The sequence below is a fragment of the Burkholderia sp. FL-7-2-10-S1-D7 genome (assembly GCF_001524185.1).
In the GTDB taxonomy this organism is placed as follows: domain Bacteria; phylum Pseudomonadota; class Gammaproteobacteria; order Burkholderiales; family Burkholderiaceae; genus Burkholderia; species Burkholderia diffusa.
In genome coordinates this window covers 227321-242875 of the sequence record NZ_LOWY01000016.1, presented here as the reverse complement: position 1 = coordinate 242875, position 15555 = coordinate 227321, and the positions used below count along the sequence as shown (strand labels likewise).

At 66.1% G+C, this 15555-nt stretch carries 12 protein-coding genes; 2 read left to right on the top strand and 10 right to left on the bottom strand.

From position 1 onward, the window contains the following. Nucleotides 1–175 precede the first annotated feature (175 nt). From phaC to WS75_RS08870, 4 genes are all read right to left on the bottom strand, one after another. Complete coding sequence (gene phaC, locus WS75_RS08880; RefSeq protein ID WP_059680138.1) at nucleotides 176–2050, bottom strand: class I poly(R)-hydroxyalkanoic acid synthase; 1875 nt, start codon at nucleotides 2048–2050, stop codon at nucleotides 176–178. A 132-nt stretch (nucleotides 2051–2182) separates the two neighbouring features. Then, nucleotides 2183–2425, bottom strand: coding sequence for a hypothetical protein (locus WS75_RS33430; RefSeq protein ID WP_156429739.1), 243 nt, complete (start codon nucleotides 2423–2425; stop codon nucleotides 2183–2185). Continuing rightward, nucleotides 2422–3261, bottom strand: a complete 840-nt coding sequence (gene pgeF / locus WS75_RS08875; RefSeq protein ID WP_059680143.1) for a peptidoglycan editing factor PgeF — start codon at nucleotides 3259–3261, stop codon at nucleotides 2422–2424. Before pgeF ends, WS75_RS33430 begins: the two co-directional genes overlap by 4 nt. 6 nt (nucleotides 3262–3267) lie before the next feature. Then, nucleotides 3268–4476: an RluA family pseudouridine synthase gene (locus WS75_RS08870; protein WP_059680137.1), complete on the bottom strand. Its 1209-nt coding sequence runs from the start codon at nucleotides 4474–4476 to the stop codon at nucleotides 3268–3270. Nucleotides 4477–4517: 41 nt separating this feature from the next. Between WS75_RS08870 and WS75_RS08865 the strand changes: the two genes are divergently transcribed. After that, the gene (locus WS75_RS08865; protein ID WP_059680136.1) at nucleotides 4518–5342 is read left to right on the top strand and encodes an outer membrane protein assembly factor BamD; all 825 of its coding nucleotides are present in this window, start codon (nucleotides 4518–4520) and stop codon (nucleotides 5340–5342) included. An 81-nt stretch (nucleotides 5343–5423) separates the two neighbouring features. On the opposite strand, the gene WS75_RS08860 is transcribed toward WS75_RS08865, so the two are convergent. The 3 genes from WS75_RS08860 to WS75_RS08850 form a co-directional block, all read right to left on the bottom strand. Next, entirely contained in the window at nucleotides 5424–7667 is a 2244-nt protein-coding gene (locus WS75_RS08860; RefSeq protein WP_059680135.1) for an ATP-dependent DNA helicase, read from the bottom strand. 55 nt (nucleotides 7668–7722) lie between these two features. Next, nucleotides 7723–7938 (bottom strand): YdcH family protein, encoded by a 216-nt coding sequence (locus WS75_RS08855; protein WP_006755091.1) that lies wholly within the window; start codon nucleotides 7936–7938, stop codon nucleotides 7723–7725. A 77-nt stretch (nucleotides 7939–8015) separates the two neighbouring features. Next, nucleotides 8016–8753: a hypothetical protein gene (locus WS75_RS08850; RefSeq protein WP_059680134.1), complete on the bottom strand. Its 738-nt coding sequence runs from the start codon at nucleotides 8751–8753 to the stop codon at nucleotides 8016–8018. Between the two features lie 160 nt (nucleotides 8754–8913). Between WS75_RS08850 and WS75_RS08845 the strand changes: the two genes are divergently transcribed. Further along, nucleotides 8914–11238, top strand: coding sequence for a Tex family protein (locus tag WS75_RS08845; RefSeq protein ID WP_059680133.1), 2325 nt, complete (start codon nucleotides 8914–8916; stop codon nucleotides 11236–11238). 110 nt (nucleotides 11239–11348) lie between these two features. On the opposite strand, the gene WS75_RS08840 is transcribed toward WS75_RS08845, so the two are convergent. The 3 genes from WS75_RS08840 to WS75_RS08830 all read right to left on the bottom strand — a co-directional run bounded on the left by WS75_RS08840 (nucleotide 11349) and on the right by WS75_RS08830 (nucleotide 15487). Then, a complete protein-coding gene (locus tag WS75_RS08840; protein ID WP_059680132.1) occupies nucleotides 11349–13262 on the bottom strand; it encodes a potassium transporter Kup in 1914 nt (637 codons plus the stop codon). Nucleotides 13263–13535: 273 nt separating this feature from the next. Then, nucleotides 13536–14132 carry a phosphoribosyltransferase gene (locus WS75_RS08835; RefSeq protein ID WP_059680131.1) on the bottom strand — a complete coding sequence of 199 codons (597 nt, stop codon included), beginning with the start codon at nucleotides 14130–14132 and terminating at the stop codon, nucleotides 13536–13538. An 8-nt stretch (nucleotides 14133–14140) separates the two neighbouring features. Further along, on the bottom strand, nucleotides 14141–15487 hold the full coding sequence (locus tag WS75_RS08830; RefSeq protein ID WP_059680130.1) for an adenylosuccinate synthase: 1347 nt from the start codon (nucleotides 15485–15487) through the stop codon (nucleotides 14141–14143). Nucleotides 15488–15555 lie beyond the last annotated feature (68 nt).

Genomic DNA, 15555 nt, shown 5'->3' with positions numbered 1-15555 from the left:
GCCGCGATCTTCGCGAGCGAACCGCCGAATTTGCCGACCGCGGTCCGCGCGGCCGATACGATCACTACGTCCGTCATTTCCCTTTCCTCCAGGCCCGCACGACGCGGCGCATCGCTACCGGCCCTGTTAAAAAACTGCGGTGCACCGGACAGCGTGCGCCGCTGTCCGTCTTTCGTCAATCGCGCTGCAACACGTAGCGGCCCGGCGCCGGCTCGATCACCGGGAACTGCGCGGAGCCGGCCTTGGCGGGCGGCGCCACCTTGCGGCCGCCGTACTGGTCGAGCCACTCGACCCAGGTCGTCCACCAGCTGCCCGGCTGCTCGGTCGCGCCGGCAAACCAGTCGTCCGCGGATTCGGGCAGATCCTTGTCGTTGACCCAGTAGCTGCGCTTCTTCTTCGCCGGCGGATTGATCACACCCGCGATGTGGCCCGACGCGCCGAGCACGAACTTCAGCGGGCCCGTCAGGATCGACGTCGATGCGTAAGCCGTCTGCCACGGCACGATGTGATCCTCGCGCGACCCGTAGATGAAGGTCGGCACGTCGATGCGCGACAGGTCGACGGATTCGCCGCACACGGTCAGCGCGCCCGGCACGCGGAGCTTGTTCTCGAGATAGGTATTGCGCAGGTACCACGCGTACATCGGGCCCGGCAGGCTCGTCGAGTCGCTGTTCCAGTACAGCAGGTCGAACGCGGCGGGCGTGCGGCCCTTCAGGTAGTTGTCGACGACGTAGTTCCAGACGAGGTCGTTCGGCCGCAGGAACGAGAACGTATTCGCGAACTCGACGCCGCGCATCAACCCCGGCGCCCCGCCGTTCTTGCCGCCGATGGTCTGCTCGCGCATCTGCACGTGCGCCTCGTCGACGAACACGTCGAGGATGCCGGTGTCGGTGAAATCGAGCATCGCGGTCAGCAGCGTCATCGACGCGGCCGGATGTTCGCCGCGTGCGGCGAGCACCGACAGCGCGGTCGCGAGCATCGTGCCGCCGACGCAGAAGCCAAGCGTGTTGATCTGCTCGCGGCCGCTGATCTGCTGCACGGCGTCGATCGCCGCGAGCAGCCCTTCGTTCATGTAGTCGTCCCACGTCTTGTGCGCGACCGACGCATCGGCGTTGCGCCACGACACGAGGAACACCTGATGGCCGTTCGACAGCGCATGCGCGACGAGCGAATTCTCGGGCTGCAGGTCGAGGATGTAGAACTTGTTGATGCACGGCGGCACGATCAGGAGCGGCCGCTCGAACACCTTGTCCGTCTTCGGCGCGTACTGGATCAGCTGGATCAGGTCGTTCTCGTAGACGACCGCGCCTTCGGTACACCCGAGGTTCTTGCCGACCACGAATTGCGATTCGTCGGTCTGCGAAATTTTGCCGCGCTGCATGTCGCCGAGCAGGTTCATCATCCCCTGCCGCAGGCTTTCGCCCTGCGTCTCGAGGATCGATTTCTGTGCATCGGGATTGAGCGCCAGGAAGTTGCTCGGCGCGGCCGCGGCGGTCCATTGCTGGACGGAGAAACGGATGCGTTCGCGCGTCTTCGGATCGGTCTCGAGCGCGTCGGCCAGTTCCTGCAGGTAGCGCGCGTTGAGCAGATACCACGCGGCCGCGAACGCATGCGCGGGCGACGCCTTCCAGGCATCCCCGCTGAAGCGGCGGTCCTTCAGTTCAGGCGACTCGAGCTTCGCGGCGGCGGCCTGCTGCATCAGCGTCACGCAGTCGCGCGCGTAATCGGCCTGCAGCTTCTGGAGCCGTTCCGGCGGAATCGCGGCCACGGGCAGCTTCAATCCCGCGAACGGCGAAGCCAGGCCGCCGAGGGCGCCCAGATCGGGCATCGACGGCATCTGGAACGGAACGGATGTCGGGAACTGGAATGCGGCGAACGGATTCGCGCTGGTCGCCGCCGTTGCGGCGCGCGCCGGATCGGCGAAACCGCGCCAGGCGTTCAGCCATGCCTCGAACATCTGCTGCATCGGCTGGGTAACCTGGTCGAATCCGGTGCTGCCCGCGAAAGTGCCCGCTTGAGCGGACGTCGACGAATTTTTCGATGCTGTCATTACCTGCCTTACCGGTGATTCGTGAGCGTCAATCGTGAAATCCTGCTCGCGCGCGGCGTGCCGGCTGCGAGCCGGGCCGTCATGCTCTGGAGAGGCGTCTCCAGATTCTGCCGCAGTGCGGTATTTTTATCATTATCGTTTTCCCCATGTGAAGCGCTGCGTCAAACCACCGAACATTTCTGTTCGGAGATAATCCGTGCGCAACAAGCTGGACAAGGCTTCCGGCGAAACATAAAACATTTTGATTGACTTGACTTCGCGATTATCCATTCCATTGTCCATGCAACGTCGCATTGCGGCGCCAATATCGCAATAACCGATTTCGCAGCGCAACAAACCAAGCCGCGCGCGCACCTGCGCGCGGTCAGCAGTCAATCGGCCAGCCAGATCGCCGCCGCCATGCGGCCGGTCACGCGGTCGCGCCGGTACGAATAGAAGCGCGCGTGTTCGGTGACCGTGCAGGCGGTCCCGCCGCTCACGTGCGTCACGCCTGCGCGCGCGAGGCGCAGGCGCGCAAGCGCGTAGAGGTCGGCGAGGTACTTGCCGGGCGCGCCGTCGATCGCGACGAACGCTTGACGCGTCTCATCATGCTCCGACTGCGAAGCCGTGTCGAGAAACGCCTCGCGCACGTCGGCGCCGACTTCGAACGCGCGCGGGCCGATCGCGGGCCCGAGATACGCATGGAGATCATCCGTCGCGCCGCCGGCGAGTGCCGCGACGCTGGCCGCGGTCTGCTCGACGATGCCGGCCGCGAGCCCGCGCCAGCCAGCATGCGCGGCACCCACCGCCCGGCCCCGCGCGTCGCACAACAGCACCGGCAGGCAATCGGCGACCATCACGACACAGACCGCGCCCGCGCGGTCCGTCACGCTCGCGTCGGCCTGCACGGGCGCCTCGGCACCCGGCGCGGCCTCGATCACGTCGTCCGCACGCACGATCCGCGCGCCGTGAACCTGTTCGAGCCATGCCGCTCGCGACTGGCCCGCGAGCGCGAGCAAGCGCGCGCGATTCGCGGCGACATGGGCCGGATCGTCACCGGTATGCAGGCCGAGATTCATCCCGCCCGGCAACGCGGCGCCGTCCTGCCAGCGCCCGTACGGGCCCTCGCTCACGCCGCCGTCGCGCGTCGTGATCAGCGCACGCACGCGCGGCGCCACCTGCCAGTCGGGCAGCACGCAGTCCTGCCACGTCAACGGCGCCAGGTTCGTCATCGGCACTCACTCCTCCTCATCGTCGTAATCGTCGTCGTGATCCTGATATTCGCCGGCGAAATCGTCATCGTCGTAGACACCGTCTTCATCGTCGAATTCCTCGTCGCCCTGCCCGAAGCCCAGCGCCGCGACGAGCGCGTTCATATCGTCCGGCAACGGACAACGCCACTGCATCGCCTTGCCCGTGACCGGATGCACGAGGCCGAGCCGCCAGGCGTGCAGCGCCTGTCGCGCGAACCCGCCCGGCAGCGGCGCGACCGAGCGCTTGCCGCGCGCGCGCCCGTACACCGGATCGCCGAGCAGCGGATGCCCGACATGCGAGCAGTGCACACGGATCTGATGCGTGCGGCCGGTTTCGAGATCGCACTGGATCGCGGACACCGGCTGACGTTGCCACATGCATGTGTCAACCGTACGGAAATGCGTGCGCGCGGGCTTGCCCGACGCGCCTGTGACGACGGCCATGCGCGTGCGCTCGCGCGGATCGCGGCCGATCGGCGCGTCGATCGTGCCGTCTTCGGGCATCATGCCCCACACGAGCGCGAAATAGCGGCGCTTCACGGTACGCGCCTGCAGCTGGCGCACGAGGTCGGTCTGCGCGGCGAGTGTGCGCGCAACCACCATCAGGCCGGACGTCTCCTTGTCGAGCCGGTGCACGATGCCCGCGCGCGGCAGGCCGGCCGCCGCGTCGCCGTAGCGGTGCAGCAGGCCGTTGAGGATCGTGCCGCTCCAGTTGCCGGCAGCCGGGTGGACGACGACGCCCGCCGGCTTGTTGATGACGACGAGCGCGTCGTCCTCGTAGATCACGTCGAGCGGCACCGGCTCCGGCGTGAACGCCAGTTGCTCCGGCAGCAGGTCGGGCACGAGTTCGATCCTTGCGCCGAGCGGCACCGGCTGGCGGATCTTCGCCGGCGCGCCGTCGACCAGCACCCGCTGCGCCTCGATCCAGCTCTGCAGGCGGCTGCGGGAGAATTCGGGGAACAGTTGGGCAAGCGCTTTATCGAGGCGCTCACCCGCGAGCGACAGCGGCACGTCGACGACGCGCGGCGCCTCGTCGACCGCCGCGGACGGCACGACAGGCGGCTGCATCGCGTCTGCAGCCAGATCGTCATCGGGGGAATCCCCCGACGCAGCGTCGGCGGGCCGATCGCTTGGGCTATAATCTTCGCGATTTGACTTGCCCTGCGGGGCATTCTGCGAACTTGAACGGGTCATTTAGACTGGGTCACCGAGACTTGAAGCTAGGACATGCGAGCATGATGAATTCGACCAAACGTACGGCCAAAACCGTCGCCGCCCGAGCTGCGGCGGTAGCGGCCGCGGCCCTCATCGCCGGCTGCCACGGCTTACCGCAGAAGCAGGACGAGACGGCTACCTGGTCGAACAACAAATTATACTCAGAGGCCCAGGACGCACTGTCCGGCGGCGACTGGGGCAAGTGCGCGAAATATTTCGAATCGCTGCAAGGTCGCGATCCGTTCGGCCGTTTCGCGCAACAGGCGCAGATCAACGTCGCGTACTGCAACTGGAAGGACAACGAAGCGGCAGCCGCCGACCAGGCCGTCGACCGCTTCATCCAGTTGCATCCGGATCACCCGGATATCCCGTACGCGTACTACCTGAAGGGGATGATCCACTTCAACGACGATCTCGGCCTGTTCGGCCGCTTCTCCGGCCAGGACATGAGCGAGCGCGATCCGCAGGCACTGCGCGAATCGTACGACGCGTTCAAGGTCGTCGTCGACCGCTACCCGAAGAGCAAGTACGCGCCCGACGCCGCCGCCCGGATGCGCTACATCGTCAACGCGCTCGCCTCGCACGAAGTGCACGCGGCCGACTATTACTATCGGCGTGGCGCCTATGTCGCGGCGATCAACCGCGCGCAGCTCGCGATCAAGGACTACAAGGGCGCGCCGGCGATCGAGGACGCGCTGCACATCATGATCCTGTCGTACGGCAAGCTGAACCAGCCGGAACTCGCGGAAGACACGAAGCGCGTGCTCGCGGGGACCTTCCCGGACAGCCCGTACATCACCGGCCATTCGCGCCCCGGCACGAAGAAGTCGTGGTGGCAGTTCTGAGCGACACCCGAGCACCAACAAAAAACCCGGCCATCGAGCCGGGTTTTTTGTTGGTGCCGCCCGTAGCAGGCGGCAGCGCGATCACGCGCGTTTTGCCGCGCGATGTTCGTCGAAGAAGTCCTGCACGACCGCGATCTCGCGGGTGCGCTTGAACGGCGGCAGGCTCTGCCAGATCCGTCGACCGTAAGGCTTGTCGACGAGCCGCGTGTCGCAGATCATCAGCACGCCGCGATCCGTCTCCGCGCGAATCAGCCGGCCTGCGCCCTGCTTAAGCGTGATCACGGCCTGAGGCAGCTGGTGAACCGCGAACGGGCTCAAGCCCTTCTTGGTCAGCGCGTCGAGCCGCGCGGCCAGCACCGGATCGTCAGGCGGCGCGAACGGCAGCTTGTCGATCACAACGAGCGACAGCGCATCACCGCGCACGTCGACGCCTTCCCAGAAGCTCTGGCTGCCGACGAGGATCGCATTGCCGTACGAACGGAAACGATCGAGCAGTTCGGTACGGCTGGCATCGCCTTGCACCAGCAGCGGCGTGTTCCAGCCGCGCGACTCGATCACGTCGCGCAGCTTCGACGCGATCCGGTCGACCGCACGCAGCGTCGTGCACAGCATGAAGACGCCGCCGCCCGATGCCTCGATCGCCGGCAACGCGGCATCGAACACGGCATCGGTAAACGCCGGCGACGACGGCTGCGGCAGGTTGCGCGGCACATACAGCAGGCCCTGCGTCTGATAGTCGAATGGGCTTGCGAGGGTCATCGAGCGCCGCGAGCTGAGGCCCATCTGGGCCGCATAGTGCGTGAAATCGCCACGCACCGACAGCGTCGCCGACGTGAACACCCACGCGCGGGGCACGCCGGCGCGCTGCTTCGCGAAAATCGGCGCGACCGACAGCGGCGTCTCGTGCAACTGGACGGTATGTGCGAACACTTCGACCCAGCGCACCTTCTCGTTCGGGTCGTCGGTGGCCGCCTTGTCGCCGGCTGCCGCGGCATCGGCCTTCGCGGCCGCTTCCGCCGCGCCGGGCGCGACCCAGCCCGCGAGCAGGTCCTGCAGCTCGCGTGCACGCCGCAGGCACGCGCCGAGCGACTCCGCCCGCTCGGCCTGGCTCGCGAGCGCCGAGGCAAGCGCATCGAGCGCCACTTCGAGCGCGTCGAGCGCGCCGAACATCGGGTGATCGTCTCCCAGTTGCGCGAGCGACATGCGCACGATCTGGTCGTTCGCGAACGCGAGACGCAGGTCGCGCGCCGCACGTTCGAGATCGCCGCCGAGCTTCACCCACTCGACCGCATCGCGCGCATGGCTCAGGCCTTCGGCCACCGTGTCGCGCGCGAGTTCGAGGATCTGCGTGGTCGACAGTGTCTCGCCGAAGAACAGCGTGGCCGTCTCCGGCAACTGGTGCGCTTCGTCAAAGATCACCGTGTTCGCGTTCGGCAGCAGTTCGGCCATCCCGGTGTCGCGCAGCATGATGTCCGCGAAGAACAGGTGATGGTTGACGACGACAATGTCCGCCTGCTGGGCCTCGCGGCGCGCCTGCATCACGAAGCATTCCTTGTAATGCGGGCACTCCTGGCCGAGGCAGTTGTCGCGCGTCGACGTGACCATCGACCACACGGGTGCCGTCTCCGGCACGCTCGCGAGTTCGGCCTTGTCGCCGCTCTTCGTGACCTTGGCGAACCGGACGATTTCCTGCAGGTACGCGGTGTCCTGACGCGACGGCAGGCGGCCGTTGTCGGCCGTGCGCTGCAGGTAGTAATGGCACAGGTAGTTCGAGCGGCCCTTGAGCATCGCGACCGTCACCGGCACCGCGAGCGCGTTGCGCACCGTCGGGATGTCGCGCTGGAACAGCTGGTCCTGGAGGTGCTTCGTGCCGGTGGATACGATCACCTTGCCGCCCCACAGCATCGCGGGCACCAGGTACGCATAGGTCTTGCCGGTACCGGTGCCGGCCTCGACGATCAGCGTATTGTCGCCAGCGTCGCTGTCGGCTTCGGCCGCAGCACCCTCCGCGGCGGATTCGGCCGCCTTGTCGCCTTCGCCGAGGCGGCGCGCCGGCCGCTTGCGGGTCTCGAAGATTTCTGGCTCGGGCATCCGGCGCGCGGACGCCTCCATCGCGGACGCGACCGCGCGCGCCATCTCGATCTGCGACTGACGCGGGTGATAGCCATCGAGCGCGCGCGCGAGCAATCCGCCGTCGCCGAAGATCGTGTCGAGTTCGTCGACGCGCTTGCGGCTCAGCTCGAAGGTGCCTTCAGGCGCACGAACGCGCCCGGCGGACGACGCGTCACGCCGGGCATCGGGGTTGGCATCAAGCGATGAATTCAAGGCAAGCGTTCCTGTGTCCAGCGCCCGAGCGGCGCCGGCGCTTGCCAGGCCGCGCTCAGGCGCGCTTATCCGGTTCCAGCTGCGATTGCAGCAAAATGATTTTGTCCTTGGCCGCCAGCTTTTCCTTCTTCAGCCGGTGCAGCGTGATGTCGTCGATGTCGGAGTGTCCTTCCTTCAGCTCGATTTCCCGAGCGAGCTGCTGGTGCTGTTCCTGCAATGCAGCCAAACGGTTGTGCAATTCCTGCTGCTGTTCCGTGGGACGGTTTTGCATATGCGCCTCCTCATCGAAGCAGCGCGCCGACTGGCGTGCCGGCACGCACGAGACTGACTCCGGATCAATCCAACACGTTACTGCCCCTGCTGTTGCTGCTTGGCCTTCTCGGCCGCTTCCTGCTGACGCCGCTCGACATCGGCTTTGTGCTGGGCGGCTTCCTTCTGCTTCTGCTCGTAGCGCGCGGCGTTGTCCGCCCGTTCCTGCGCTTTCTGCGCGCCCTGCTGGCGCGCCTGGTCGAGCTTGCGCTGGAAGTCTGCCTGTTTCTGGTCGTATGCCTGCTTGTTCGCGGCGCGCTGCGGGCCCTCGGCGCCGCGCTGCGCCTGCTTCAGTGCATTCTGCTCCTGCTTGTCGCGGAACGCAGCCGCGTTCGCCGCATCGTTCGCCGCGCGCTGCGGCGCTTCCGCGGCATTCTGCGCCTGCTTCAACGCCTGCTGCTGGTCGCGCTGCTGCGCCCGCACCGCGCGCTGTTCATCGTCGAGCGCGAGCTGCTCCTGACGGATGCTCGCCCGCTCCTCGCGCATCCGGTCGCGCGCATTGCCGAGACAGTGATTGACGAAGAACTTGCTGTAACAATCGTGCTCCGCCACGGCATAACGATAATCGTTTTCCGCGGAACGTTGATTGAGCACTTTTTGACGAGCGTCAAAATCCTGCGTGGTGGAGGGTGCGACGGGCGCGGCCACTGCGGCGTCCGGCGCGGTGGCGCCCGATGCCTGTGCGTACGCGACGGTAGACCCGGCGAACAAGGCCGCGGCGAGCGCGACGAGAGAAATGCGGGAAGTTGGCAACGTCGTAGGAAAGCTGCGGGACATGTGTCAAATTCTATCACCCCCGGCTGGACGCTCCGCCATTTATGGCAAAATGCCCCGCTTCACTCACCCGCGGCATCTGGTCAGGCGGGCCCGTCTTGCAGCCCGCGGCGCGCGGCCTGCCGGCCCGCGCCGCGATTTCAGCAGGCAGATCATCCACGACATGACGGAAACCGTAGCACTCAAGATCGTACAGCGCATCGCCACCGAACTGTCCGTCCAGCCGCGCCAGGTCGCGGCGGCAGTGCAACTCCTCGACGAAGGCTCGACCGTTCCGTTCATTGCCCGGTACCGCAAGGAAGTGACCGGCAACCTGGACGACACGCAGCTGCGCCAGCTCGAGGAACGTCTCCTGTATCTGCGCGAACTCGAGGATCGCCGCGCTGCGATCCTGTCGAGCATCGACGAACAGGGCAAGCTGACCGACGAACTGCGCGCCGCGATCGACGCGGCCGACAGCAAGCAGGTGCTCGAAGACCTTTATCTGCCGTACAAGCCGAAGCGCCGCACGCGTGCGCAGATCGCGCGCGAAGCCGGCCTCGAGCCGCTCGCGCAGGCGCTGCTCGCGAATCCGCTGCTCGACCCGCAGACGGAAGCCGCCGCGTACGTCGATGCCGACAAGGGCGTCGCCGACGTGAAGGCCGCGCTCGACGGCGCCCGCGACATCCTGTCCGAACAATTCGGCGAAACAGCCGAACTGCTCGGCAAGCTGCGCGACTACCTGCACAGCCAGGGCGTCGTGTCCTCGGCGGTCGTCGAAGGCAAGGAAAACGAGGAAGGCGAGAAGTTCCGCGACTACTACGACTACGCGGAAACGATCCGCACCGTGCCGTCGCATCGCGCGCTGGCCCTGTTCCGCGGCCGCAATGCCGGCGTGCTGACCGTCAAGCTCGGGCTCGGCGAGGAACTCGACGCGCAGATCCCGCATCCCGGCGAAGCGATGATCGCGCGCCATTTCGGGATCGCGAACCAGGGCCGCCCGGCGGACAAGTGGCTGTCCGACGTGTGCCGCTGGTGCTGGCGCGTGAAGGTGCAGCCGCACATCGAGAACGAACTGCTCACGCAACTGCGCGAAACGGCGGAAGCCGAAGCGATCCGCGTGTTCGCCCGCAACCTGAAGGATCTGCTGCTGGCCGCGCCGGCCGGCCCGAAGGCCGTGATCGGTCTCGACCCCGGCCTGCGCACGGGCGTGAAGGTCGCCGTGGTCGACCGCACCGGCAAGCTGCTCGCGACCGATACGATCTACCCGCACGAGCCGCGGCGCGACTGGGACGGCTCGCTCGCGAAGCTCGCGCGCATCGCCGCGCAGACGCAGGCCGAGCTGATCAGCATCGGCAACGGCACCGCGTCCCGTGAAACCGACAAGCTCGCGAGCGAGCTGATCTCGAAGCACCCCGAACTGCGGCTGCAGAAGATCGTCGTGTCGGAAGCCGGCGCGTCGGTCTACTCGGCGTCCGAGCTGGCCGCAAAGGAATTCCCGGATCTCGACGTGTCGCTGCGCGGCGCCGTGTCGATCGCCCGCCGCCTGCAGGACCCGCTCGCCGAGCTCGTGAAGATCGAGCCGAAGGCGATCGGCGTCGGCCAGTACCAGCACGACGTGAACCAGCGCGAACTCGCCCGCTCGCTCGACGCGGTGGTCGAGGATTGCGTGAACGCGGTGGGCGTCGACGCGAACACCGCGTCGGTCGCGCTGCTCGCGCGCGTCTCGGGCCTGAACGCCACGCTCGCGCGCAATATCGTCGACTACCGCGATGCGAACGGGCCGTTCCCGTCGCGCGATCACCTGCGCAAGGTGCCGCGCCTCGGCGACAAGACCTTCGAACAGGCCGCCGGCTTCCTGCGCATCAACGGCGGCGAGAATCCGCTCGACCGCTCGTCGGTCCACCCGGAGGCTTATCCGGTCGTCGAACGGATCCTCGCGAAGATCAACAAGCGGATCGACGACGTGCTCGGCAGCCGTGATGCGCTGTCCGGCCTGTCGCCGACCGAATTCGTTGACGAACGTTTCGGCCTGCCGACCGTGCGCGACATCCTGTCCGAACTCGAAAAACCGGGTCGTGACCCGCGCCCGGAATTCAAGACCGCAACGTTCCGTGACGGCGTCGAAAAGGTGTCTGACCTGATGCCGGGCATGCTGCTTGAAGGTGTCGTGACGAACGTCGCGGCGTTCGGCGCATTCGTGGATGTCGGCGTGCACCAGGACGGCCTCGTCCACGTGTCCGCGATGTCGACGAAGTTCATCAAGGATCCGCACGAAGTCGTGAAGGCCGGCCAGGTCGTCAAGGTCAAGGTGCTCGACGTCGACGTGAAGCGTCAGCGCATTTCGCTGACGATGCGCCTCGACGACGAAGCGGCCGCGCCCGGCATGGCGCCGCGCGGCGGCCAGGATCGCGGCAATGCCGGCCGCGGCGCGGCGCGCCCGCAGCGTTCGCGCGAGCCTGAACCGGCCGGCGCGATGGCCGCGGCGTTCGCGAAGCTGAAGCGCTGAACACGCGAAGGCTGTCGACGCAAAAAAAGCCCGCCGGAAGGCGGGCTTTTTCATGGCTTCGACAAGTGTTGCCGGATCGGCATGGGCCGCCTATGCGGCCCGTGCGCCGCTCAGATTTCGATCTTGGTGCCGAGCTCGACGACGCGGTTCGCCGGGATCGAGAAGAAGTCGGTTGGCTTCGCCGCGTTCTGATGCATCCATGCGAACACGCGTTCGCGCCAGATCGACATGCCGGGCAGATGCGTCGGCACGACCGTTTCACGCGCGAGGAAGAACGACGTGTCCATCAGTTCGAACGTCATGTCGTGCGTGCGGCCGAATTCCTCGAGCACGGCCTTCACGTCCGGCGTCTCGTTGAAGCCGTATTCGGCCTTGACGATGTACAGACCGCCGCCCGCGTCACGCGCACTCAGGCGCTTGTCGTCGCGCACGTACGGGATGTCGCGCGTGACGAACGTCAGGAAAATGGTCCGCTCGTGCAGCACCTTGTTGTGCTTCAGGTTGTGCAACAGGCTGACGGGCACGAGCTTGTCGTTACCGGTCAGGTAGATCGCCGTACCCGACACACGGTGCGGCGGATGCGCGAGCAGCCCCTGCAGGAACGGTTCGAGCGGGATACCGTCGGCAGCCGTACGCTCCTTGACGATGTGGCGGCCCTTGTACCAGGTCATCAGCAGGAAGAACAGCAGCGCGCCGATGCCGAGCGGCAGCCAGCCGCCCTGCGCGACCTTGAGCAGGTTCGCGCCAAAAAAGCCCAGGTCGACCGCGAGGAACACCGCGATGATCGCGCCGACGAGCAGCCGGTTCCAGTTCCATACCTTCACCATCACGACAGCCGCGAGCACGGTCGTGATCACCATCGTCGCCGTCACCGCGATACCGTACGCGGCGGCGAGGTTGTCGGAGCTCTTGAAGCCGATCACGATGCAGAGGATCACGAACAGCAGCAGCCAGTTCACGACCGGCACGTAGATCTGGCCAATCGCCAGCTCGGACGTATGCAGCACCTTCATGCGCGGCACGTAGCCGAGCTGGATCGCCTGCGACGTCAACGAATACGCGCCCGAGATCACGGCCTGCGAAGCGATCACGGTCGCAACCGTCGACAGCACGACGAGCGGCAGCAGCGCCCACTCCGGCGCCAGCAGGAAGAACGGGTTCTCGATCGCCTTCGGGTTCTGGATCAGCAGCGCGCCCTGGCCGAAGTAGTTCAGCACGAGCGACGGCATCACGAGCCCGTATGCGGCAAGGCGAATCGGCTTCGCGCCGAAGTGGCCCATGTCCGCGTAGAGCGCTTCGGCACCGGTCAGCACCAGCACGACCGAACCGAGCACGACATACGCCTGCAGCACATGCTCCGACATGAACGACGCCGCGTAATACGGGTTGATCGCCGCGATGATGCCCGGCACGCGCGCGATGTGATACACACCGAGCGCCGCGATCGCGATGAACCACAGCACCATGATCGGCCCGAACAGCTTGCCGACCGTCGCAGTACCGTGACGCTGGATCCAGAACAGCGCGATCAGGATCACGATCGTGATCGGCATCACGAGATGGGACAGGTGCGGCGTCGCGATCTCCAGACCTTCGACCGCCGACATCACGGAAATCGCCGGCGTGATCACGGCATCGCCGTAGAACATGCACGCGCCGAAGATCCCCAGCGCCATCAGCGCGCCCGCGACGCGGGTTTTCGAGTCGAGCGGCCGCAGCGACAGCGCCATCAGCGCGAGCACGCCGCCCTCGCCGTTGTTGTCGGCCCGCATCACGAACAGCAGATACTTGATGCCGACCACCAGGATGATCGCCCAGAACAGCAGCGAGATCACCCCGAGAATCGAGCCTTCGGTGAGCGGAATGCCGTGTGCGGGGCTGAACGCCTCCTTCAGCGAATACAGTGGGCTCGTGCCGATGTCGCCGAACACGACGCCGATGGCCGCTATCGCAAGCGCCCGCATCGAGTGTTGGTGCGTCGAATGCACATGGGCTGCGTCGGTCGCCTGGATCGTGTCGTTCATATGAAGCGTAATAATCGGGTCCGGTTCGGACAAAACGAGCGCTATTCTACTCGCGCCCCCCTCAAAAACCGTCCTGCCCTGTTGCCCTGAAGCCACGTGATTCACGCTGCGCATGCAATCCTGCGCGAGCTGTGGCAGGGCTGCCATCATAGCCGGGGCCGCGACGTCTGCCTACCGTGAAGACGGATTGCGGTACCCGGCAGCCCGCCGCCGCAATGAAAAACGGCGCCGCAAGCGGCGCCGTACAAGGCTTTCCTTCGATCGGCCGGCCGCTCACGCGCCCGAGCCGTCGCGCTGCGCACGACCGCGCTTGATCCACGCCTCGAGATTGTGCGGACGAACCGTGTCCCACTCTTCGAACGGCTGATGAATCCACGGATTCGTCGGCAGATACTGCGTGTGATAGTCAGGCTTGATCTTCGAGCAGCCCTTGTACCAGAGCACCGCCGAGCGCACGGCCTTGACCGCCGGATAGCGCTCCTTCAGGTGCTCCTGCACGCGCGCGAGCGTGACGCCCGAATCGACGAGATCGTCGACCAGCAGCACGTTGCCCTCGAGGTTGCCACGCGTCATCGTGATGTACTGCGCGATGTCGAGCTCGCCCTGCTCGGTGCCGGCCGCTTCGCGGTACGAACTCGTCGCGAGGATCGCGAGCGGGACGTCATAGATGCGCGACAGTTGGTCGCCGACGCGCAGACCGCCGCGCGCGAGGCACAGGATCTGATCGAACTTCCAGCCCGATTCATGCACCTGGAGCGCAAGCAGTTCGATCAGACGATGGTATTCGTCCCAGCCTACCCACAGGTTCTTGTCGTCGTTGCGCGGATCGGTCATCAAGTCTGCCGCCGTCATCGTGATTTGCTGCGTCATGCTGAGAATTACACCTTGAACGGGTGGCGAAGCAGGATCGTCTCGTCGCGATCCGGCCCCGTCGAAACCATGTCGACCGGCACGCCGGCCACTTCCTGAACACGGGCCAGGTATGCCTGAGCATTCGCCGGCAGCGCGTCCCACGTCTTGATGCCGACGGTGCTTTCCTTCCAGCCGGCGAACGTTTCGTACACGGGCTCGCAACGCGCGACGTCGGCCGCACCGCGCGGCAGGATGTCCACGTCCTTGCCGTCGATCTTGTAGCCGACGCACAGCTTGACTTCATCGAGGCCGTCGAGCACGTCGAGCTTCGTCATGCACAGACCCGACACGCCGTTGATCTGGATCGAGCGGCGCAGCGCCGCTGCGTCGAGCCAGCCGGTGCGGCGCGGACGGCCGGTGACCGAGCCGAACTCCTTGCCGACGTTCGCCAGCGTAACGCCGACCTGGTCCTGGCGCTGCGGGTTGTCCGCGTCGTACAGCTCGCTCGGGAACGGGCCCGAGCCGACGCGCGTGCAGTACGCCTTCGTGATGCCGAGGATGTAGTTCAGCTTCTGCGGGCCGACGCCAGCGCCGGCCGATGCCGCACCTGCGACGCAGTTGCTCGACGTGACGAACGGATAGGTGCCGTGGTCGATGTCGAGCAGCGTGCCTTGCGCGCCTTCGAACAGCAGGTTCTGACCGGCGTTGTTCGCGTCGTACAGGCGGCGCGACACGTCGGCCACCATCGGCTTCAGGCGATCGGCGTAGCCGAGCATCGTGTCGAGCGTGGCCTGGAAATCGACGGCCGCGCCACCCAGGTACTGGGTCAGCACGAAGTTGTGGAAATCGAGGTTTTCGCGCAGGCGGTCGGCGAAGGTCTTCGCGTCGAACAGGTCCTGCACGCGCAGCGCGCGGCGGCCGACCTTGTCTTCGTACGCGGGGCCGATGCCGCGGCCGGTCGTACCGATCTTGCCCGCACCCTTGCGCGCCTCGCGCGCCTGGTCGATCGCAATGTGGTACGGCAGGATCAGCGTCGCGGCTTCGGAGATGAACAGGCGATCGCGCACGTTCACGCCGGCCTCTTCCAGCTCGCCGATTTCCTTGAACAGTGCCTCGGGGGACAGGACAACGCCGTTGCCGATGTAGCAGGCGACGCCTTCACGCATGATGCCCGACGGAATGAGGCGCAAGATGGTTTTCTTGCCGCCGATGATGAGGGTGTGGCCGGCGTTGTGACCGCCCTGGAAACGCACGACGCCCTGAGCGTGGTCCGTCAGCCAGTCGACGATCTTGCCCTTGCCTTCATCACCCCATTGCGTTCCCACGACGACGACATTGCGCCCGGGAGTCACGTTCACTGCGCTGGCAGACATGTTGATTCGTTAGCTGGTTAAAAACGTATTCTACCTATGTTCGCGGGCGATTCCGAATTTTTCCGTTT